Annotated in this window: 20 protein-coding genes; 16 read left to right on the top strand and 4 right to left on the bottom strand. The window is 69.9% G+C overall.

Going from position 1 to position 19767, the window contains the following annotated elements; all coding sequences use genetic code 11:
- Complete coding sequence (locus tag AB0L60_RS28610; RefSeq protein ID WP_364619841.1) at positions 1-987, bottom strand: glutamate ABC transporter substrate-binding protein; 987 nt, start codon at positions 985-987, stop codon at positions 1-3.
- Positions 984-2315 carry a hypothetical protein gene (locus AB0L60_RS28605; RefSeq protein WP_364619838.1) on the bottom strand — a complete coding sequence of 444 codons (1332 nt, stop codon included), beginning with the start codon at positions 2313-2315 and terminating at the stop codon, positions 984-986. The genes AB0L60_RS28610 and AB0L60_RS28605 overlap by 4 nt, the downstream gene beginning before the upstream one ends.
- 156 nt (positions 2316-2471) lie before the next feature.
- On the opposite strand from AB0L60_RS28605, the gene AB0L60_RS28600 reads away from it, so the two are divergent.
- The 3 genes from AB0L60_RS28600 (at position 2472) to AB0L60_RS28590 (ending at position 3846) form a co-directional block, all read left to right on the top strand.
- A complete protein-coding gene (locus AB0L60_RS28600) occupies positions 2472-3146 on the top strand; it encodes an NUDIX domain-containing protein (RefSeq protein ID WP_364619835.1) in 675 nt (224 codons plus the stop codon).
- A 3-nt stretch (positions 3147-3149) separates the two neighbouring features.
- Positions 3150-3281 carry a hypothetical protein gene (locus tag AB0L60_RS28595; RefSeq protein ID WP_364619832.1) on the top strand — a complete coding sequence of 44 codons (132 nt, stop codon included), beginning with the start codon at positions 3150-3152 and terminating at the stop codon, positions 3279-3281.
- Positions 3282-3369: 88 nt separating this feature from the next.
- The gene (locus AB0L60_RS28590) at positions 3370-3846 is read left to right on the top strand and encodes a molybdopterin dinucleotide binding domain-containing protein (RefSeq protein WP_364620050.1); all 477 of its coding nucleotides are present in this window, start codon (positions 3370-3372) and stop codon (positions 3844-3846) included.
- On the opposite strand, the gene thiE is transcribed toward AB0L60_RS28590, so the two are convergent.
- On the bottom strand, positions 3847-4548 hold the full coding sequence (gene thiE, locus AB0L60_RS28585; RefSeq protein WP_364619829.1) for a thiamine phosphate synthase: 702 nt from the start codon (positions 4546-4548) through the stop codon (positions 3847-3849).
- A 153-nt stretch (positions 4549-4701) separates the two neighbouring features.
- Between thiE and thiO the strand changes: the two genes are divergently transcribed.
- From thiO to AB0L60_RS28555, 6 genes are all read left to right on the top strand, one after another.
- Positions 4702-5787, top strand: coding sequence for a glycine oxidase ThiO (gene thiO, locus AB0L60_RS28580; RefSeq protein WP_364619826.1), 1086 nt, complete (start codon positions 4702-4704; stop codon positions 5785-5787).
- Positions 5784-5996, top strand: a complete 213-nt coding sequence (thiS, locus tag AB0L60_RS28575) for a sulfur carrier protein ThiS (RefSeq protein WP_364619822.1) — start codon at positions 5784-5786, stop codon at positions 5994-5996. The genes thiO and thiS overlap by 4 nt, the downstream gene beginning before the upstream one ends.
- Before the next feature lie 103 nt (positions 5997-6099).
- Positions 6100-6843 carry a thiazole synthase gene (locus AB0L60_RS28570; protein ID WP_364620047.1) on the top strand — a complete coding sequence of 248 codons (744 nt, stop codon included), beginning with the start codon at positions 6100-6102 and terminating at the stop codon, positions 6841-6843.
- A 118-nt stretch (positions 6844-6961) separates the two neighbouring features.
- Positions 6962-7930 carry an ABC transporter ATP-binding protein gene (locus AB0L60_RS28565; RefSeq protein WP_364619819.1) on the top strand — a complete coding sequence of 323 codons (969 nt, stop codon included), beginning with the start codon at positions 6962-6964 and terminating at the stop codon, positions 7928-7930.
- Positions 7930-8748, top strand: coding sequence for an ABC transporter permease (locus AB0L60_RS28560; RefSeq protein WP_364619816.1), 819 nt, complete (start codon positions 7930-7932; stop codon positions 8746-8748). Before AB0L60_RS28565 ends, AB0L60_RS28560 begins: the two co-directional genes overlap by 1 nt.
- A 450-nt stretch (positions 8749-9198) precedes the next feature.
- Positions 9199-10056, top strand: coding sequence for an adenylate/guanylate cyclase domain-containing protein (locus AB0L60_RS28555; RefSeq protein ID WP_364620044.1), 858 nt, complete (start codon positions 9199-9201; stop codon positions 10054-10056).
- Positions 10057-10077: 21 nt separating this feature from the next.
- Here the strand turns inward: AB0L60_RS28555 and AB0L60_RS28550 are convergent, their stop codons facing one another.
- Entirely contained in the window at positions 10078-10236 is a 159-nt protein-coding gene (locus AB0L60_RS28550) for a hypothetical protein (protein ID WP_364619814.1), read from the bottom strand.
- Between the two features lie 179 nt (positions 10237-10415).
- Between AB0L60_RS28550 and AB0L60_RS28545 the strand changes: the two genes are divergently transcribed.
- The 7 genes from AB0L60_RS28545 (at position 10416) to AB0L60_RS28515 (ending at position 19699) form a co-directional block, all read left to right on the top strand.
- Positions 10416-12131, top strand: a complete 1716-nt coding sequence (locus tag AB0L60_RS28545) for an acyclic terpene utilization AtuA family protein (protein ID WP_364619811.1) — start codon at positions 10416-10418, stop codon at positions 12129-12131.
- A gap of 88 nt (positions 12132-12219) precedes the next feature.
- Positions 12220-13383 carry an acyl-CoA dehydrogenase family protein gene (locus AB0L60_RS28540; protein WP_364619807.1) on the top strand — a complete coding sequence of 388 codons (1164 nt, stop codon included), beginning with the start codon at positions 12220-12222 and terminating at the stop codon, positions 13381-13383.
- The gene (locus AB0L60_RS28535) at positions 13380-14984 is read left to right on the top strand and encodes a carboxyl transferase domain-containing protein (protein ID WP_364619804.1); all 1605 of its coding nucleotides are present in this window, start codon (positions 13380-13382) and stop codon (positions 14982-14984) included. Before AB0L60_RS28540 ends, AB0L60_RS28535 begins: the two co-directional genes overlap by 4 nt.
- 50 nt (positions 14985-15034) lie before the next feature.
- A complete protein-coding gene (locus AB0L60_RS28530) occupies positions 15035-17029 on the top strand; it encodes a biotin carboxylase N-terminal domain-containing protein (protein WP_364619801.1) in 1995 nt (664 codons plus the stop codon).
- Between the two features lie 3 nt (positions 17030-17032).
- Positions 17033-18196, top strand: coding sequence for an acyl-CoA dehydrogenase family protein (locus tag AB0L60_RS28525; RefSeq protein WP_364619798.1), 1164 nt, complete (start codon positions 17033-17035; stop codon positions 18194-18196).
- Positions 18197-18283: 87 nt separating this feature from the next.
- Positions 18284-19078: an enoyl-CoA hydratase family protein gene (locus AB0L60_RS28520; RefSeq protein ID WP_364619795.1), complete on the top strand. Its 795-nt coding sequence runs from the start codon at positions 18284-18286 to the stop codon at positions 19076-19078.
- A 6-nt stretch (positions 19079-19084) separates the two neighbouring features.
- On the top strand, positions 19085-19699 hold the full coding sequence (locus tag AB0L60_RS28515; RefSeq protein ID WP_364619792.1) for a TetR/AcrR family transcriptional regulator: 615 nt from the start codon (positions 19085-19087) through the stop codon (positions 19697-19699).
- Positions 19700-19767: the final 68 nt, after the last annotated feature.

Below are 19767 nucleotides of genomic sequence, written 5' to 3'. Positions count from 1 at the left end.
TCAGTCCTGATACCTCGGGGGCGGCGGAATGGCGGCGTCGCCGAGTTCGGTCACCAGCCAGCGGCGGTAGAGCCGGTTCCAGGTCCCGTCCGCGCGAAGGCGTTCCAGGGTGCCGTTGACGAAGCGGACCAGATCGTCCGCGCCCTTGGCGATGCCGATCCCGTACTGCTCGGTGCTCAGGTCGGGGCCGACCACCTCGGTGGCCGGATCCTGCTCGGCCAGCCCGGCCAGCACGGTGTCGTCGGTGCTGACCGCGTCCACCTGCCGCTGCTGCAGCACCACCAGGCAGTCGGCCCAGGTGGGCACGGTGAGGATGGACGCGGCGGGCTGCGCGCGCCGGACCAGGTCCAGCGAGGTGGTGCCGTTGACCAAGCACAGCCGTTTGCCCGCCAGATCGGTGAGGCCGTTGATGCCGGAGTTGCGCACGGCCAGCACGCGCTGATGCGCCTGCAGATACGAGGTGGAGAAGGTAACCGTCTGCCGCCGTTGGCAATTGATGGTCATGGTCTTCACCACCACGTCCACGGTGTGCTCCTGCAGCGCCCGCTCGCGGTCCGCCGAGCCGAGGATCCGGAACTCCAGCGCCGCCGGATCGCCCAGCAGGTCCCGGGCCAGCTCGCGGGCGATCTCCACATCGAATCCGGCGAGCGTGCCGCTGGCCGGATCCCGGAAGCTGAACAGATTGCTGCCCGGGTCCAGGCCCACCAGCAGCCGCCCTCGCGCTCGGATGGCGTCGATGTCCGGCCCGCTCCTGGTGCCATTGGGCCGCAGGCTCGCGGTCGGGTCACCGCAGTCGGTCACCTCCGGCGGCGGCGCGGTCTGGGTCTGTGCCGCAACGGCTCCCGACGGCAGCGGCGGCTCGACATAGCTGGGCACCCGGGTCGAGGGCGCGGGCGGCGGAGGACTGGTGTCCCCGCAGGCGGCCGTGCAGGCCACGGCCGCGGCCAGGATCGCGAGAGTCAGGGAGCGGACGGATCTTCGGGTCATCGGTACTCCCGCAGTCGGGGCCAGAGCCCGGCCGCGATCAGCACGGCGGCGGCGGTGCTCAGCACCAGTGCCCCGGGGCCGAGCAGGTCCAGCGTGCGGGCGGCGTGCGAGGTGTCGGTGCGCAGCATGTTCCGGCCGTCGGCGATGCCGTCGCCGAGCGCGCGGTCCAGCGCGTCGGTCTGGGCGGCGGCCTCGTTGGCGCCCGGCCCGGTGGCGACCGCGGCCGCGCCGATGAAGTCGCCCTTGGACAATGCGTCGTTCATGCGCTGGTGCGCGGCCCGCCAGCGGTCCAGGGCGGCCGCCGCGGTCTGCACGTCGCTCGCACCGGGCGCGTCGGTTCGATAGCCGGACAGGATGTTTCGCAGTTTGTCGATGGCCTGGTCGTAGGCCTTGTCGTAGTCCGCGCTGGTGTCGCGGCGCACCAGCTTGAGGGTCTCCGCGGTGCGGGCCTGCTGGGCCAGGATGCGGCTCTGGGTGAGCGCCGTCGTGGGGGTGCTGCCCTGGTCGCGGGCGTGGGTGGTGTCCACCGCGGAGATGATGCCCGCGATCACCGTCCAGGCCAGCAGCACCACCATGGTCCCGGTGGCCAGCAGCAGCCCGAGATTCAGCACCCGGTGCCAGCGCCGGTACAGGAACAGCTGTGCCGCGATCAGCGCCGCCACCACCAGCAGCGGCAGCAGGATGGCGGGCCAGGGCGGGCGCACGTGGGTGCGCTGGGTGGCGGTGATGGCGGTGGACCGGTGCTCCTGCAGTTCCTGCGCCATCGGCAGCAGCGTTCCCTGCATGAGGTTGGACGCCTCGCTCAGATAGGCCGCGCCCACCGGTTCCCCGGCGCGGTTGTTGGCCCGCGCGGTCTCGACGACGCCGGTGTACACCGGCAGTCCGGTGGCGATGCCGCTGCGCAGCCGCGTATCCCTGTCCCCGTCACTGCGATTGGACTGGGTCACCAGTTCGGCCGCGGCCTCGCCGACCGCCTGGTTATACCGGTCGCGCACCGGCTTCGATTCCAGCCCACCGGAAATGAAGGCGGCACCGGCCGAGGCGTCGGCCACCGACAGCGAGGTGTAGAGCCGCTGCGCCGAATAGGCATCGGGCTCCGACTGATCCAGCAGGACGTCCAGGGCGTGTTGCCGGTCGGTCACCGTGGTGGCGGTCACGGTGCCGGCCGCCACGCACAGGCTCAGCAGGACCAGCCCGATGGCGATGAGTTTGGCCGGGGAGGACTGGGCGAAACTGCGCAGTTCGGTGGTCGCGAAGCGTTCGCGCCAGGCCGCCGCGGCGGCGCGGGGGGACAGCTCCGCGGGTCGCAATTCCTTGGTGCGAGCCATCCTCACCTCCTACTGACCGATATCGAACGACCGACTTGTCTCTACCGGATGAGCTTATTGTGGACGTACTGCCGCTGTGACACGGGAATCCCCGCGGTGTGCTCCGCTGAGCGGGGACTGTGCACGGCAGTGCGGCCGGACGATGGGATTGCGAAGATGCGTGGTGATGGGGACGGGTGGGCGGAGAGTCCGGATGGCACCCGCCAGTGGGGTCGTTTCGGCGCTGCCGGACTGTTGCTGCGCGCCCCGCTGGCCGGTGGTGGATCTGCAGTCCTGCTGCATCATCGGGCCGCCTGGACCCATCAGGGCGGCACCTGGGCGCTGCCCGGCGGAGCCCGCGACTCCCATGAGACCAGCGTGCACGCCGCCGTCCGCGAGGCCGAGGAGGAGGCGGGCATCGCGCCCGGCTCGATCCGGGTGCGCGGATCCCGCGTGACCGCGACCGCGCCCAGTGGCTGGACCTACACCACCGTCATCGCCGATGCCGCCGATCAGCTGCGCACCCGCGGCAACCAGGAGAGTCAGGACCTGGTCTGGGTGCCCGAGGACGAGGTCGAGGACCGGCCGCTGCACCCAGGCTTCGCCGCCGCCTGGCCCGTCCTGCGCGCCACGCCCACCCTGATCAGTCTCGAGGGAATCGCCGATACCGGCGCGGTGGCGGCCGCGTTGCCGCGCACCCTGGATCTGGCCGGGCAGGGATTCCTCTGGCTGCATTCGAACGGCGCCGGGGCCGGCCGCACCGCCCGCATCGGCGCGCCCGAATCGGTCACGGAACAGACCGATTTGGCCGGAAATGTGTTGTTCCTCACTCTGGACCAGGTGTTGTCTTGAGGCGTGACAACGCACGAGGTTCCCACCTACTGCCGAATCTGTGAGCCCCTCTGCGGGCTGATCGCCACCGTCGAGGACGGGAAGCTGGTGCTCGCCGCCAGGTCGGCGGCGCACGTGAACTACGGGATGCCGTAGCGCGTTTCACGCCCGAAGACACCGCCGAGGTCACCGGCCTCGAACCCGATCGGGTGCGCGCCCTGGCCCGCGATCTGGCCCGCGCCGAATCCGCCGCGGTCTACGGCCGCACCGGCACCCGGACGAGATCATCGGCGAGCTTCGCGCCCTCAGCGCGCGGCCGGCCGATCCGGCCTATCCGCTGCGCGTCATCGGCCTGCGTGAACTGAAATCGCACAACTCGTGGATGCACAATGCCGAGCCGCTCATGCGCGGCGACCGCGAGCATGCCGCCCGCATCAACCCCAAAGACGCGGCGGTGGCGGGCATTTCCGACGGCGACCGCTGCCGGGTCACCTCCGCGCACGGCGCCATCGAGGTGACCGCCCGGCTCACCGAGGACATGACCGAGGGCACCGTGGCCATTCCGCACGGCTGGGGTCACGACGGCGGCTGGCAGCGCGCCAATGCCGCCGGGGGCGCGAACGTGAACGACCTGATGTCCACCGATCTCGCCGATGTGGAACGCCTCGCGGGCATGTCCAACCTGAACGGCGTCCCGATCCGCCTCGACCCGGTCGGCTAGCTAGCGGTCGTTCTCCAGGATCCGCTGCTTGATAGCGCGGGCGGCGGCCTGCGGATCGTCGGCCTCGGTAATGGCCCGCACCACCACGATTCGCGTCGCGCCCGCGTCCAGCACCTCGGGCAGGGTGCGGGCATCGATGCCGCCGATGGCGAACCACGGGCGCTGCGTGTGCGAATCAGCGGTGGACCGGACCAGGTCGATGCCCGCGGGGGTGCGGCCCGGCTTGGTCGGGGTGGCGTACACCGGCCCGGTGCAGAAGTAGTCGATGTGCTCGTCCACCGCGGCCAGTCCGGCCTGCGCGCGATTGTGCGTGGACCGGCCCAGCACCACCTCGCCGCCCAGGATCTGCCGCGCGTACCAGGGCGGCAGGTCGCCCTGGCCCAGGTGCAGCACGTCCACCCCGGCCGCGAGCGCGATATCGGCGCGGTCGTTGCACGCGACCAGGGCGCCGTGGCGGCGGGCGGCGGCCTTCAGTTCGGCCAGCGCACCCAGTTCGGCCTTGGCCTCGAGCGGCCCGAACTGCTTCTCCCCGGGCGAGCCCTTGTCCCGCAGCTGGATGATGTCGACGCCACCGGCCAGGGCCGCCTCGGCGAACTCCGCCAGGTCACCCCGGTCCCGGCGGGCATCGGTGCACAGGTACAGCCGCGCGGTGGCGAGGCGTTCCCGTGGGGTGGCGGGCCGGTTCGGGTGGGAGGGTTGCACAGCTTCGACGGTAGTCGCGCTACGGTGTTCGAGTCGAAACGACCCGAGGGAGGGCACCCGGCGTACAGCCGCGCGACGCTCCCGCCGAGTCCACTGTTTCGCGCGACATATATGCAGGTCCCGCGGATGCCGGGATGAGTTAGGTGGATTCACATGCGGACTCTGGCCGTCGTCGGCGGCGGTGTGATCGGACTTTCGGTAGCCTGGCGTGCCGCCGGAGCGGGCTGGACCGTCACCCTCTTCGACCCGGCCGTGGGCTCCGGATCCTCCTGGGTGGCGGGCGGCATGCTCGCCCCGCTCTCGGAGGGCTGGCCCGGTGAGGACGCCGCTCTCGCCTTCGGCGCCGCCTCCCTGATCCGCTGGCCCGGTTTCGCCGCCGAGCTGCGGGCCGTCACCGGCACCGATGTCTTCGTCGCCGACCAGACCCTGACCGTCGCCCTGGACGGCGCCGATGCCGCCGACCTGCGCACCATCGCCGACTGGGTGAATGCCCGCGGCCACGAGCTGCGCCTGCTGGACCGCGCCGGGGTACGCGCCGCCGAACCCGGCCTGGGCCGCGGCGTGCGCGCCGGACTGCTCGCCGTCGCCGAACCTGCCGTGGACAATCGCGCCCTGGTGACCGCGCTCCGAACCGCCTGTGCCGCGGCCGGAGTCGAGTTCCGCGCGGAGCGGGTGGAGTCGCCGGCGGGCCTGCCGCACGATCGCATCGTGCTCGCCACCGGCGCCGCGGCCGCCGACCTGTGGCCCGGTCTGCCGGTGCGCCCGGTGAAGGGTGAGATCCTGCGCCTGCGCCGTCGCCCCAGCGCCCCGCCCGCGCCCGCCCGCGTGGTCCGGGCCCGGGTGCACGGCCGGCCCATATATCTTGTGCCGCGGCGTGACGGAATCGTGCTGGGTGCAACACAATACGAAGTCGGGTTCGACAACGCCGTCACCGTCGCCGGTGTCCGCGACCTGGTCACCGATGCCGAGGCCGTGCTGCCGGGTATCGGCGAGTACGAATTCGCCGAGGCCATCGCGGGTTCGCGCCCGGGCTCGCCCGACAATCTGCCGCTGATCGGTTACCTGGACGAGCGGGTGATCGTGGCCGCGGGACACGGCCGCAACGGCATTCTCGACACCCCGGTCACCGCCGCCGCCGTCCTGGCGCTGCTCGCCGACACCGAGCTGCCCGAGGCGCGCGCCGCGGATCCGCGCCGGTTCACCACCGCCGCACCGTTTCACCCAGGAGGAGTCCGATGACCGCAATCCCGGTCGGCGTCACCGTCAATGGCGAGGATCATGTTTTCCCCGACGAGCTCACCATCCGGCAGCTGCTGGAACGGCTGAACCTGCCGTGCCAGGGCGTGGCGCTGGCCATCGACGGCGCGGTGTTCCCCAGGTCCCGCTGGGACGAGCCGGTCGGCCGCGGCTGGGAGATCGAGGTGCTGACGGCGGTGCAGGGTGGCTAGCGCGCCGGCGGGAGCGCAGGGCCAGGAGGCGTCGCTCCGCCCCTCCGCGCTTGCTCGCGTAACCACGCAGGGCCCCGCGCACGCCGCATCGAGCACAGCGCCGCTGGTCATCGCCGGCCGTGAGTTCGGCTCGCGGCTGATCATGGGCACCGGTGGGGCGGAGAACCTGGCCGTGCTGGAGGAGGCCCTGGTCGCCTCGGGCACCGAGCTCACCACGGTAGCGATGCGCCGGGTGGACGCCGCGGGCGGCACCGGCGTGCTGGACCTGCTCGAGCGGCTGGAGATCGCGCCGCTGCCCAATACCGCCGGCTGCCGGACGGCCGCCGAGGCGGTGCTCACCGCCCAGTTGGCCCGCGAGGCTCTCGAAACCGATTGGGTGAAGCTGGAAGTCATCGCCGACGAGCGCACCCTGCTGCCCGACGCCATCGAATTGGTCGCCGCCGCAGAGCAATTGGTGGACGACGGCTTCACCGTGCTGCCCTACACCACCGACGACCCGGTGCTGGCCAAGCGCCTCGAGGACACCGGCTGCGTCGCGGTCATGCCCCTGGGCTCACCGATCGGCACCGGGCTGGGTATCGGCAATCCGCACAATATCGAGATGATCGTGGCCGCCGCGGGCGTGCCGGTCATCCTCGACGCGGGCATCGGCACCGCCAGTGATGCCGCGCTGGCAATGGAACTCGGCTGCTCGGCGGTCCTGCTGGCCACCGCGGTCACCCGCGCCCGGCAGCCCGCGCTGATGGCCGCCGCCATGGCCCGCGCGGTCGAGGGCGGGTGGCTGGCGCGGCAAGCGGGTCGAATCCCCAAGCGCTTCTGGGCCCAAGCGTCCTCGCCCGGATTCTGAAGTCCGGCCCGGGTTCTGAACCCGGAGTCCGGTCCGCCGCGTAGTCATCCTCAGGGATGAGCGACGCGCGACCATTGAGCGATAGTGCGCGCTCCGTACATGGGGAAGACTGGTCGCCATGATCGAACTGAGAGGCCTGACCAAGCACTACGGCCAGACCGTCGCGGTGTCGGACCTGTCGTTCACGGTCCGTCCAGGGCAGGTGACCGGCTTCCTCGGCCCGAACGGGGCGGGCAAGTCGACCACCATGCGAATGATCCTGGGGTTGGACACGCCGACCTCCGGCACCGCCCTCATCGACGGTAAGCCGTACCACGACCTGAAGCGTCCGCTCGATACCGTCGGCGCGCTGCTGGACGCGAAGTGGGTGCATCCCAATCGTTCCGCGCGCTCGCACCTGCGGTGGATGGCCGCCTCCAATGACATTCCGCAGTCGCGGGTGGAGGAGGTGCTGCGCCTGGTCGGCCTGTCCGAGGTCGCCAACAAGAGCGCCGGTGGTTTCTCCCTCGGCATGTCGCAGCGGCTCGGCCTGGCCGGCGCCCTGCTCGGCGACCCCCAGGTGCTGCTGTTCGACGAACCGGTGAACGGCCTGGATCCCGAGGGCATTCTGTGGATCCGCCGTTTCATGCAGCGGCTGGCGGGCGAGGGCCGCACCGTGCTGGTGTCGAGCCATCTGCTCTCCGAAATGGCACAGACCGCCGAGCATCTCGTCGTGATCGGCCGGGGCCGGCTCATTGCCGACACCACCACAAAGGATTTCATCGAGAAGGCCTCGGAACAGTCTGTGCGCGTACGCAGTCCGCAGCTGGATCAACTGCGCAGCCTGCTCACCTCGAACGGCATGACGGTCCGCGAGGATGGTGCCCGGCCGGCCGGTAAAGAACCTGCGGACGCGGAGGGCCCGGCCCTGGTGGTCGCGGGCGTCACCAGCGACGCGGTCGGAAAACTGGCCGGCGCCAATGACATCACGCTCTACGAGCTCTCGCCGCAGCGCGCCTCGCTGGAGGAGGCGTTCATGCGCATGACCGGTGGCGCGGTGCAGTACCACGGCGAAGGCTTCGATCAGGTTATGGGAGGTGCGCTCTGATGGGAGTGCTCGCGGCGGAACGAATCAAGCTCACCTCGACCAAGTCCCCGGTCTGGTGCACGGCGCTGCTGGTGGTGTTCGCGCTGGGTATCGCGGCGCTGTTCAGCCTGGCCCTGAACGCGTCCTGGCGGGTGTTCGAGGATCAGCTGGCCCAGGGCAAGATGACCGCGGCCGACGCGCCGTACGCGGAGAACTCGGTGGCGGGCCTCGGTATCACCGGCCTGGCCCAGGGCATTCCGGGTTTCGGCTACCTGATGGTCATGATCCTGGCGGCGCTCGCGGTCACCAGTGAATACCGCTTCGGCACCATCAAGACCACCTTCCTCGCGGTTCCCGGTCGAACCACCGTGCTGCTCACCAAAGCCGGCGTCATCGGGGTTGCTATGGCGTTGCTGAGTGCGGTGCTGACCTTCCTCGGCTTCTTTATCTTCAAGGTCATGGTGAATCACGACGCGGGCAGTCACCTGAGCCTGAGCAGTGGCGATCTACGGGTCTTCTACGCCGTGCCGCTGTTCATCCTGCTGGTGGTCTTCCTGGCGGTCGGCGTGGGCACGCTGATCCGGCAGTCGGCGGGCGCGCTGTCGCTGCTGATCGTATGGCCGGTCATCCTCGAGCCCATGGTCGGCGCGTTCGGCAAGGTCGGCCGGGAGATCCAGGTGCTGCTGCCGTTCCAGAACGCGGGCCTGTTCCTGGGCACCGTGGACGCCAAGTCGTCGTACTGGCATTGGGGTCCGTGGGGCGGCCTGGTCTACTTCGCGATCTTTGTTGGATTGATCTTCGCGGCCGCGTTGTTCGTGGTAAATGAGCGCGACGCGTAGAGCGCGCACAGACCCTGCCCTAGGGGCCGCCGGCCACTGCCCGGCACGGCGGCGAGCATCGGCCCGATACGGATTCTCCGTATCGGGCCGGTGTCATAACGGGCCAAAAGTGTGTTCCAGCTAACTTTTCCTGTCGGCGTCGATCGGTTGGCCGTCGTACTGGACGGTCGGTAGCATCGGAACAGCAACCAAAACACTCAAACCTTCGGCGGGTCCAATGATGTGGCCGCTACACCGATCGGGAGGTGTCAGGTGGCAATCATTGATCCATTCCGCGACGGAACGCTGAGATACGCTCTGGGCGTGAGCGAACGACCCTCCGACGGCGGTGAACGCGCCTCCGACGCGAACCGTACGGACGGACTGGGAACCGATCGCAACCGGTCCCGCGACGCGCCCGGCAGCCGGGCACGGCAACCCCGCATCGACCCGGATGCGGTTATCCCCCTGATTCCCGCGGAACCGTCCGAGGACCCCGACGAGACCGACGAGTCACAGACCGGGCGGCGGCGCGGCCGTTTCCCCGGGCAGCTCTCGGCCATGGTCAATGCCGCCAATCAGCGCGGCGACATCATCGACGCCATCCGCAAGGCGCGCGAGAACCTGCCCGGCGATCCGGCCTTCGGTGATCCGCTCTCGGTCTCCGGGCCCGGTGGCGCGCGTGCCGTGGCCCGCGCGGCGGACAAACTGGTCGGTGATTCCCCCAGTGCCGCACGCGAATTGGGGCTGGGTGCGTTGCAGGTCTGGCAGGCCGTGCTGGAGCGGATCGGCAAGGGCCGCGGCCCGCAGGAGATCACCATCATGTTCACCGATCTGGTGGCCTTCTCCAGTTGGTCCCTGGCCGCGGGGGACGAGGTGACCCTGGACCTGCTGCGGCGGGTGGCCAAGGCCATCGAGCCGCCCATCGTGGATCGCGGCGGCCACGTGGTCAAGCGCATGGGCGACGGCGTGATGGCCGTGTTCCCGTCCGCGGACCGGGCCGTGCGGGCGGCGGTGGCGGCCAAGGAGAACCTGTCGGCGGTATCGGTGGACGGCTATCGCCCGCAGATGCGCCTGGGGCTGCACACCGGCAGTCCGCGCGAGATCGGCGGCGACTGGCTCGGCATCGATGTGAACATCGCGGCACGCGTCATGGAGGCGGGCGGCAATGGCAACACCATGCTCTCGGGCGTGACGCTGGACTCGCTGCGCCCGGAGACGCTCGAGGAGCTCGGCCTGGGTGTAAAGCCCTATCGCCGTAGCTTTTTCGCGGCTCCCCTGAACGGCGTCCCGGAAGATCTCCGCATCTTCCGCCTCGAAGCCGAGTGACGGTCCGCGCCGGCCCGAGAGTCAGTTCGTCATCCAGAGCACCGCGCCCACGGCCGCGAGCACGCCGCAGACGATGAGCCCGATGGCCAGCGGGCGCGAGGTCTTGAACAGCGAGTACGCCCCGCCGAGCAGGAATCCGGCGAGGGCGAGCAGGACGATCACGGTGACGTCTGAGGACACCTGTTCAGTGTGCCTGAAGGTTGCCGACGCACCGGAGACCGGTCCCGACCTGGGGTTCTGGAAAATAACAAGCACGCGGGCTTGATTTTTTCCGGGACCGATGTGACCCTGTAACCGACCGCAGCACAGAGGCTGCGCCGACCGCGCTGTGACAGCGCAGGTGTACAGGGAGGCCCGCCATGAGTCAGCTCGCCGACACTCCGGATCTGATTCGGATCGGCAACTGTTCCGGGTTCTACGGCGATCGCCTCAGCGCCATGCGGGAGATGCTGGAGGGCGGGCAGCTCGACGTGCTCACCGGCGACTATCTGGCCGAGCTCACCATGCTGATCCTGGGACGCGATCGCATGAAGGACGCGAACCTCGGCTACGCCAAAACCTTCGTGAAGCAGCTGGAGGGCAGCCTCGGCCTGGCCCTCGAGTCCGGGGTGAAGATCGTCGCCAATGCGGGCGGGCTGAATCCGGCCGGGCTGGCCCAGCGGGTGCGGGAGGTGGCCGAAAAGCTCGGTCTCGCACCGAAGGTCGCGTACGTGACCGGTGACGATCTGCTGGCGCGGGCCGGAGAGCTCGGGCTGGGCGCGCCGCTCACCGCGAACGCCTACCTGGGCGCGTGGGGCATCGCCGAATGCCTGACCGCGGGCGCGGACATCGTGGTCACCGGGCGGGTCACCGACGCGTCGGTGGTGGTCGGTCCCGCGGCCGCGCATTTCGGCTGGGGCCGAACCGATTACGACGCGCTGGCCGGTGCGGTGGTGGCGGGGCACGTCATCGAGTGCAGCACCCAGGCCACCGGCGGCAATTTCGCCTTCTTCACCGAGATCGCCGATCTGGGGCGGCCGGGCTTCCCGATCGCCGAGGTGCGGCGCGATGGCAGCAGTGTCATCACCAAGCATGCGGGAACCGGCGGCGCGGTCACCGTGGACACGGTGAAAGCCCAGCTCATGTACGAGATCCAGAGCGCGCGCTATGCCGGGCCGGATGTCACCACACGACTCGACACCATCGAGGTGAGCCAGGAGGGCCCCGACCGGGTGCTGATCAGCGGCGTGACCGGGGAGGCCCCGCCGCCGCAGACCAAGGTGTCGACCAACACCATCGGCGGATTCCGCAACGAGATGGAGTTCATCCTCACCGGCCTGGATATCGAGGCCAAAGCCGAACTGGTGCAACGGCAGCTGGAGTCGTGGCTGCCGGCACGGCCCGCCGAGCTGGAGTGGACCCTGGCGCGGCTGGACCGGCCCGACGCCGATACCGAGGAGCAGGCCAGCGCACTGCTGCGCTGTGTGGTCCGGGACCCGGATCCGAACAAGGTGGGGCGCGCGTTCTCCAGCGTCGCCGTGGAATTGGCCCTGGCCAGCTTCCCCGGCTTCTCGCTGACGGCCCCGCCCGGCAATGGCGGTCCGTACGGGGTGTTCACGCCGGGATACGTGGATTCCAAGGAGATTCCGCACACGGCGGTCCTGGCGGACGGCACCGAGGTGGCGATCGCGCCGGCCGGGGAAACCCTGGAGCTGGGTGCGGTCGCGGAACCGGAACTGCCGCAGCCGCTTCCGGCCGGAGCCACCACCCGCGCCCCGCTGGGCGCGATCGCGCTGGCCCGCAGTGGCGACAAGGGCGGCAATGCCAATATCGGCGTCTGGGTGCGCACCGAGGAGCAGTGGCGCTGGCTGGTGCACACACTGACCGTCGACGAGTTGCGCCGCCTGCTGCCCGAGACCGCCGCGCTGCCGGTCACCCGGCACGTGCTGCCGAATCTGCGGGCGCTGAACTTCATCGTCGAGGGCCTGCTCGGCGAGGGCGTGGCCTATCAGGCCCGCTTCGACCCGCAGGCCAAGGGGCTCGGCGAATGGCTGCGCGCCCGGTACCTGGACATTCCCGCGGAGTTGCTGCCGTGAGGCGGCGCGGCGGACCTGCGCTGCGGCCGTGGACCGGCCGGGCCGGTGACAGGCGAGGGTTCGGCCTCGCGGAAGGGAACGAGGCGGTATGAGCGCCGGATATGCAGACCCGTGGCAGACACCCGAACGTCGCGAATTGCGCGCCACCGTGCGCGGTTTCGCGGAGCGGGAGGTACTGCCGTATCTGGACGAGTGGGAGCGCAACGGCGAGATCCCGCGTGAGCTGCACAAGAAGGCGGGTGCGCTGGGGCTGCTGGGCATCCAGTTCCCGGAATCCGCCGGCGGTTCCGGTGGCGACGGCATCGACGCCGCCATCGTGGCCGAGGAGCTGCACTACGCGGGCTGCTCGGGCGGCCTGTTCGCCTCCCTGTTCACCTGCGGTATCGCGGTGCCGCACCTGATCGCCTCGGGCAATGCCGAGCACATCGAGCGCTGGGTGCGGCCGACGCTGGCGGGCGAGAAGATCGGATCGCTGGCCATCACCGAGCCGGGCGGCGGTTCGGATGTCGGGCATCTGCGGACCACGGCGGTCCGGGACGGCGACGACTTCATCGTGAACGGGTCCAAGACCTTCATCACCTCCGGTGTGCGCGCCGATTTCGTGGTGACCGCGGTGCGTACGGGCGGTCCGGGCGCGGCGGGTGTGTCGCTGCTGGTGGTGGAGAAGGGCACGCCCGGGTTCACCGTCAGCCGCAAGCTGGAGAAGATGGGCTGGCTGTGCTCGGACACCGCCGAACTGTCGTATGTCGATGTGCGAGTGCCGGTCTCGAACCTGGTCGGCCCGGAGAACAGCGGATTCGCCCAGATCGCACAGGCTTTCGTGAGCGAGCGGGTGGGCCTGGCCGTGCAGGGGTACGGGCACGCCCAGCGCTGCCTGGACCTGACGCTGCAGTGGTGCCGGGACCGGGAGACCTTCGGCCGCCCGCTGATCAGCCGCCAGGCCGTGCAGAACACGCTGTCGGAGATGGCGCGCCGCATCGATGTCGCGCGCGTGTACACACACGCCGTGGCCGAGCGCGCCGCCCGCCGTGAGACCGATTTGATCGCCGAGGTGTGCTTCGCCAAGAACACCGCCGTGGAGACCGCGGAATGGGTTGCCCACCAGGCGGTGCAGCTCTTCGGCGGCCTCGGCTACATGCGTGAGTCCGAAGTCGAGCGCCACTACCGCGATGTCCGCATTCTCGGCATCGGCGGCGGCACCAACGAGATCCTGACCAGCCTCGCGGCCAAGCGATTGGGGTTCCAGTCTTGAGTATTCTGCGCACATCCGTAGACCCGAATTCGGCGGACTATCAGGCCGCCGCCGAGGCCATGACGGCCAAGCTGGCCGAGGTGGAGGCCGAGTACGCCAAGAACATCGCGGGCGGTGGCCCGGACAAGATGGCCCGGCACCGCAAGCGCGGCAAACTGACCGCGCGTGAGCGCATCGAACTGCTCATCGACGAGGATTCGCCGTTCCTGGAGCTGGCCCCGCTCGCGGCCTGGGGCAGCGACTTCCATGTGGGCGCCAGCGTGATCGCGGGCATCGGCATTGTCGAGGGCGTCGAGTGCATGATCGTGGCGCCGGATCCGACCGTGCGCGGCGGTACGTCGAATCCGTGGACGCTGCGCAAGAACCTGCGCATGAACGACATCGCGCTGGAGAACCGGCTGCCGGTGATCGGCCTGGTCGAGTCCGGCGGCGCGGATCTGCCGACGCAGAAAGAGGTGTTCGTCCCCGGCGGGCGGATGTTCCGGGACCTCACCCGGCTGTCGGCAGCCGGAATCCCCACCATCGCACTGGTTTTCGGCAACTCCACCGCCGGCGGCGCGTATGTCCCGGGCATGTCCGACTACACGGTCATGATCAAGGAGCGCTCCAAGGTGTTCCTGGGCGGTCCGCCGCTGGTGAAGATGGCCACTGGTGAGGAGTCCGACGACGAATCCCTCGGCGGCGCCGAAATGCACGCCCGGATTTCGGGTCTGGCCGACTACCTGGCCGTGGACGAGCAGGACGCGATCCGGCTGGGCCGCTCCATCGTCAAGCGGCTGAACTGGCAGAAGCAGGGTCCGGCCGCGCGCCCGGTCACCGAGGTGATCGAGCCGATGTACGACTCGGAGGAACTGCTCGGCATCGTGCCGACCGACCTCAAGATCCCGTTCGATCCGCGCGAGGTCATCGCCCGCGTGGTCGACGGCTCCGACTTCGACGAGTTCAAGCCGCTCTACGGTTCCAGCCTGGTGACCGGCTGGGCGGAACTGCACGGCTACCCGGTCGGCATTCTCGCCAATGCCCGCGGCGTGCTGTTCTCCGAGGAAGCGCAGAAGGCCACCCAGTTCATCCAGCTGGCCAACCAGTCGAACACGCCACTGCTGTTCCTGCACAACACCACCGGCTACATGGTCGGCAAGGAGTACGAGCAGAAGGGCATCATCAAGCACGGCGCGATGATGATCAACGCGGTGTCGAATTCGAAGGTGCCGCATATCTCGCTGCTCATGGGCGCGTCCTACGGCGCGGGCCACTACGGCATGTGCGGGCGCGCCTACGATCCGCGCTTCGTGTTCGCCTGGCCCAGCGCCAAATCCGCCGTCATGGGCGGCGCACAGCTGGCGGGCGTCATCTCCATCGTGGGCCGGGCCGCGGCCGAGGCCAAGGGCATGCCCTTCAACGAGGAGGCCGACGCCGGGATGCGCGCCATGATCGAGGCGCAGATCGAGGCCGAATCGCTGCCCATGTTCATGTCGGGCCGCCTCTACGACGACGGCGTCATCGACCCACGTGACACCCGCACGGTGTTGGGAATGGCGTTGTCCGCCATCCACAATTCCCCGATCAAGGGCGCCGAGGGCTTCGGCGTCTTCCGGATGTGAGGCCAGAAATGACTGTATCGCGAAGCGATTCCCACAGGGGTGGCGGTGGGGTGACGGGCGGGCTCACCAATGTTCTGGTCGCCAACCGTGGCGAGATCGCACGACGGGTGTTCGCCACCTGCCGTCGGATGGGTATCGCGACCACTGCCGTCTATTCGGATGCCGATGCGAACGCCCCGCACGTGGCCGAGGCCGATGCCGCAATTCGCCTGCCGGGCAACACCCCCGGCGAGACCTACCTGCGTGCCGACCTGATCATCGAGGCCGCGCTGGCCGCCGGTGCCGACGCCATCCACCCCGGCTACGGATTCCTCTCCGAGAACGCCGAATTCGCCAAGGCCGTGCAGGCCGCCGGCCTCGTCTGGATCGGCCCGCCGGTCGCGGCCATCGAGCAGATGGGCTCCAAGGTCGAGTCCAAGAAGATGATGGACGCCGCCGGTGTCCCGGTGCTGAAGCAGCTGGATCCGGCCGAGGTCACCGCCGACATGCTGCCGGTGCTGATCAAGGCGTCCGCCGGCGGTGGCGGTCGCGGCATGCGTGTGGTGCGCGAACTGTCCGAGCTGACCGGTCAGATCGAGGCGGCGCAGCGGGAAGCCCAGTCCGCCTTCGGCGATCCGACCGTGTTCTGTGAGCGCTACCTGGAGACCGGCCGCCACATCGAGGTGCAGGTGATGGCCGACACCCACGGCACCGTGTGGGCGGTCGGCGAGCGCGAGTGCTCGATCCAGCGCCGCCACCAGAAGGTCGTCGAGGAGGCTCCGTCGCCGCTGGTCGAGAAGATCGACGGTATGCGGGCGCGGCTGTTCGAGGCGGCGCGGCTGGCGTCGGAGGCCATCGGCTACGAGGGTGCGGGCACCGTCGAATTCCTGGCCGACGAGAAGGGCGACTTCTTCTTCCTGGAGATGAATACCCGTCTGCAGGTGGAACATCCGGTCACCGAGCAGGTCACCGGCCTCGACCTGGTGCGCCTGCAGCTGCAGGTGGCCGCCGGTCGCGCGCTGCCCGCGCGGCAGCCGGAGATGCGCGGCCACTCCATCGAGGTGCGCCTGTACGCCGAGGATCCGGCCCACGACTGGCAGCCGCAGTCCGGACCTGTCCACAAGCTCGACATCCCCGGCACCCTGGGCGAATTCACCGTGCTGACCGAGCCGGGCGTGCGCCTGGACACCGGCGTGGTGGACGGTTCCGTGGTGGGCGTGCACTACGACCCCATGCTGTCGAAGGTCATCTCCTTCGCCGAGACCCGCGACGAGGCGGCGCATCTGCTGGCTGCTGCCCTGCAGCGGGCCAAGATTCATGGCCTCGTCACCAACCGCGACCTGCTGGTGCGGGTGCTGCGGCATCCGGCGTTCCTGGCGGGCGACACCGATACGGCGTTCTTCGCGACCCACGATCTCGAGAAGCTCTCGGCGCCACTGGTTTCCGAGACCGGCGAGCAGCTGTCCATCGTGGCCGCCGCGCTCGCCGACGCCGCCGCCAACCGGCGCGCGGCACGGGTTGGCAGCGGCCTGCCCAGCGGCTGGCGCAATCTGCCGTCGCAGCCGCAGTCCAAGTTCTACGAGTCGCGCCTGACCGGCAAGCATGAGGTGCGCTACCGCCTGACCCGCACGGGTGTCGAGGTCGAGGGCCACGACGGCCTCGAATTGCTGGAGGCCACACCGGATCTCGTGGTGCTCCAGGTCCCGGGGGAGCGCGGCCCGGTGCGCCGGCGCTTCGAGATCGCCCGCTACGGCGACCTGGTCGCGGTGGATTCCCCGCTCGGCCCGGTGGCCGTGCGCCGCCTGCCGCGCTTCGAGGACCCGGCCGACCAGGTGGCCGAGGGCTCGCTGCTGGCCCCGATGCCGGGTGCGGTCATCCGCCTGGGCGCGGCGGTCGGCGACCGGCTCGAGAAGGGCCAGCCCATCCTGTGGCTGGAGGCGATGAAGATGGAGCACACCATTGCCGCACCCACCGCCGGCGTGCTCACCGAATTGAACGTTTCCGCCGGCCAGCAGGTCGAGGTCGGCACGGTTCTCGCCGTGGTCCACAGCGAAGATCAGGAGTAGGCAATGAGTTTCATCGAGACCGACGAGCAGAAGGCGCTGCGAGCCGCGGTGGCCAAGCTGGCCGCCAAGTACAACTTCCGCGACTACGCCGGCCCTAAGGCTCGCCGCAACGAGCCCTTCGACGAGCTGTGGGACGAGGCCGGCAAGCTCGGCTTCCTGGGCGTGAACCTGCCCGAGGAGTACGGCGGCGGTGGCGCGGGCATCTACGAACTCGCGCTCGTGCAGGAGGAATTGGCGGCGCAGGGCTGCGGCCTGCTGCTCATGGTGGTCTCGCCCGCCATCTGCGGCACCATCATCACCAAGTACGGCACCGAGGCGCAGAAGCAGCACTGGCTGACCAAGTTGGCCGACGGCTCGTCGAAGATGGTCTTCGGCATCACCGAGCCGGACGCGGGCTCCAACTCGCACAAGATCACCACCACTGCCCGCCGCGACGGCGAGGACTGGATCCTCAACGGCCGCAAGATCTTCATCTCCGGCGTGGACCAGGCCGAGGCGGTGCTCATCGTGGCCCGCTCCGAGAACGCCAAGACCGGCAACCTGCAGCCCGCCCTGTTCATCGTCCCCACCGACGCCCCCGGCTTCGTGAAGACGAAGCAGGAGATGGACATTCTCGAGCCGGACAACCAGTTCACGCTGTTCCTCGACGATGTGCGGCTGCCCGCCACCGCCCTGGTCGGCCAGGAGGACGCCGCCATCGCGCAGCTGTTCGCGGGCCTGAACCCGGAGCGCATCATGGGCGCGGCCATGGCGGTCGGCATGGGTCGCTACGCCATCGACCGGGCCGTGGCCTACGCCAAGGAGCGCGCGGTGTGGAAGGGCGCGCCGATCGGCGCGCACCAGGGCATCTCGCACCCGCTGGCGCAGGTGAAGATCGATCTGGAATTGGCCAAGGTCATGATGCAGAAGGCCGCGTTCCTCTACGACACCGGTGACGACTTCGGTGCGGCCGAGGCCGCCAATATGGCGAAATATGCTGCGGCCGAGGCCAGTATCAAGGCTCTCGACCAGGCCATCCAGACCCACGGCGGTTCCGGCCTGACCTCGGATGTGGGCCTGGCGGGCATGCTGGCCGCTGCCCGCATCGCCCGGGTGGCGCCGGTCAGCCGCGAGATGATCCTCAATTTCGTGGCCCAGCACTCGCTGGGTCTGCCCCGGTCCTACTGACCGGGGGCGACGAGTGGCGGCGGTGTGCGCGGCCACCGCCACTCGTCCCTCCCGCACCCGAAAGCCACACAGCAGCAGGAGTATTCGATGACCGACACAGCCGGTGCCGCCGCGGACGCGCCGTTCGTGCGCTACGAGGTGCGCGACGGATTCGCGGTACTGACCCTGGACTCCCCGCACAATCGCAACGCCCTGAGCTCACGGCTGGTCACCGAACTGCTCGCGGGCCTGGCGCGGGCGACCGGGGACGACGCGGTGCGCGGGGTGGTGCTCACCCACACCGGCAACACCTTCTGCGCGGGCGCGGATCTCAAGGAGGCGGTGGACGCCGACCCGGCGGCCGCCGCCGACATCCGCACCCGCTGGATGATCTCGGTGCTGCGCGACATCCTCGCCATCCCCAAGCCCGTGGTGGCGCAGGTGGACGGCAATGTGCGGGCGGGCGGCATGGGCATCATCGCCGCCTGTGACCTCGTGGTCGCCGGGCGGAACAGCAGCTTCGCGCTGACCGAGGTGCGGATCGGCCTGGCCCCGTTCATGATCTCGCTGACCCTGCTGCCGCGCATGACCGGCCGGTCGGCGGCCCGCTACTTCCAGACCGGCGAGACCTTCGACGCGGCCGAGGCCGAACGCATCGGTCTCATCACCGTCGCCGCCGACGACCCCGCGGCCGAGACCGCGCGGTTGCTCGGTGAACTCCGCAAGGGCTCACCGCAGGGCCTGGCCGAAGCCAAGCAGCTCGTCAACGCGGACCTGCTCGCGGCCTTCGACCGCGGGGCCGAGGACCTGGCCAAACGCTCCGCGAGCTTCTTCGGCACCCCCGAGGTGATCGAGGGCATCACGGCCTTCATGCAGCGCCGCCCACCCAGCTGGGCAGAATAGGCAACCATGGCGACACCCCACGAACCCAAGCAGGACCGCAGCCGGGCCACCCGGCAGCGGCTGCTGGAGGCGACCATCGACTGCCTGGCCCAGACGGGCTGGGCGGCCGCCACGGTCGCGGTGGTGGCCGAACGGGCCGGGGTGTCGCGCGGTGCGGCCCAGCATCACTTTCCCACCCGTGAGGATCTGATCACCGCCGCCCTGGAGTACATGTTCGACACTCGGATGGACCAGGCCAAGGCCGACGCCCTCGCGGTCGCCGACGTCGCCGAGGGCGTCGCGCGCACCGAGGCGGTGGTGGCCGGCCTGGTCGAGTCCTACACCAGCCCGCTGTTCAAGGCGGCGCTGCAGGTGTGGACCCACGCGGCCGCCGACCCGGCCCTGCGGGAACGAATCGTCCCCCTGGAAGCCCGCTTCGGCCGCATCTCGCATCGGATGGCCGTCGAGGCGCTGGGCGTGGACGACTCGGATCCGGTCGCCCACCACCTGGTACAGGCCACCCTCGACCTGGCCCGCGGCCTCGGCCTCGCCGATGTCCTCACCGACGACTCCCTGCGCCGCAAGGAAATCGTCCAACAGTGGGCTGCCACCCTCCACACCGCTCTGGCCGCCCGCCACTGACCATCCGGCGACCGCCGCCCTGACCGCCGTGCTCGCCGAACCCGGTGCCGCCGTGGCAGACTCGGCGC

Source organism: Nocardia sp. NPDC051981, from assembly GCF_040680715.1.
Taxonomy (GTDB): Bacteria; Actinomycetota; Actinomycetes; order Mycobacteriales; family Mycobacteriaceae; genus Nocardia.
This window is presented reverse-complemented; position numbering and strand designations above follow the sequence as displayed.

Bases quoted from the DNA above. Each gene is read 5' to 3' on its own strand.
- thiS (WP_364619822.1), top strand. From the start codon at position 5,784: ATGACCGCAATCCCGGTCGGCGTCACCGTCAATGGCGAGGATCATGTT.
- AB0L60_RS28605 (WP_364619838.1), bottom strand. From the start codon at position 2,315: ATGGCTCGCACCAAGGAATTGCGACCCGCGGAGCTGTCCCCCCGCGCC.
- AB0L60_RS28565 (WP_364619819.1), top strand. From the start codon at position 6,962: ATGATCGAACTGAGAGGCCTGACCAAGCACTACGGCCAGACCGTCGCG.
- AB0L60_RS28525 (WP_364619798.1), top strand. From the start codon at position 17,033: ATGAGTTTCATCGAGACCGACGAGCAGAAGGCGCTGCGAGCCGCGGTG.
- AB0L60_RS28520 (WP_364619795.1), top strand. From the start codon at position 18,284: ATGACCGACACAGCCGGTGCCGCCGCGGACGCGCCGTTCGTGCGCTAC.
- AB0L60_RS28560 (WP_364619816.1), top strand. From the start codon at position 7,930: ATGGGAGTGCTCGCGGCGGAACGAATCAAGCTCACCTCGACCAAGTCC.
- thiO (WP_364619826.1), top strand. From the start codon at position 4,702: ATGCGGACTCTGGCCGTCGTCGGCGGCGGTGTGATCGGACTTTCGGTA.
- AB0L60_RS28515 (WP_364619792.1), top strand. From the start codon at position 19,085: ATGGCGACACCCCACGAACCCAAGCAGGACCGCAGCCGGGCCACCCGG.
- AB0L60_RS28540 (WP_364619807.1), top strand. From the start codon at position 12,220: ATGAGCGCCGGATATGCAGACCCGTGGCAGACACCCGAACGTCGCGAA.
- AB0L60_RS28610 (WP_364619841.1), bottom strand. From the start codon at position 987: ATGACCCGAAGATCCGTCCGCTCCCTGACTCTCGCGATCCTGGCCGCG.
- AB0L60_RS28545 (WP_364619811.1), top strand. From the start codon at position 10,416: ATGAGTCAGCTCGCCGACACTCCGGATCTGATTCGGATCGGCAACTGT.
- AB0L60_RS28600 (WP_364619835.1), top strand. From the start codon at position 2,472: ATGCGTGGTGATGGGGACGGGTGGGCGGAGAGTCCGGATGGCACCCGC.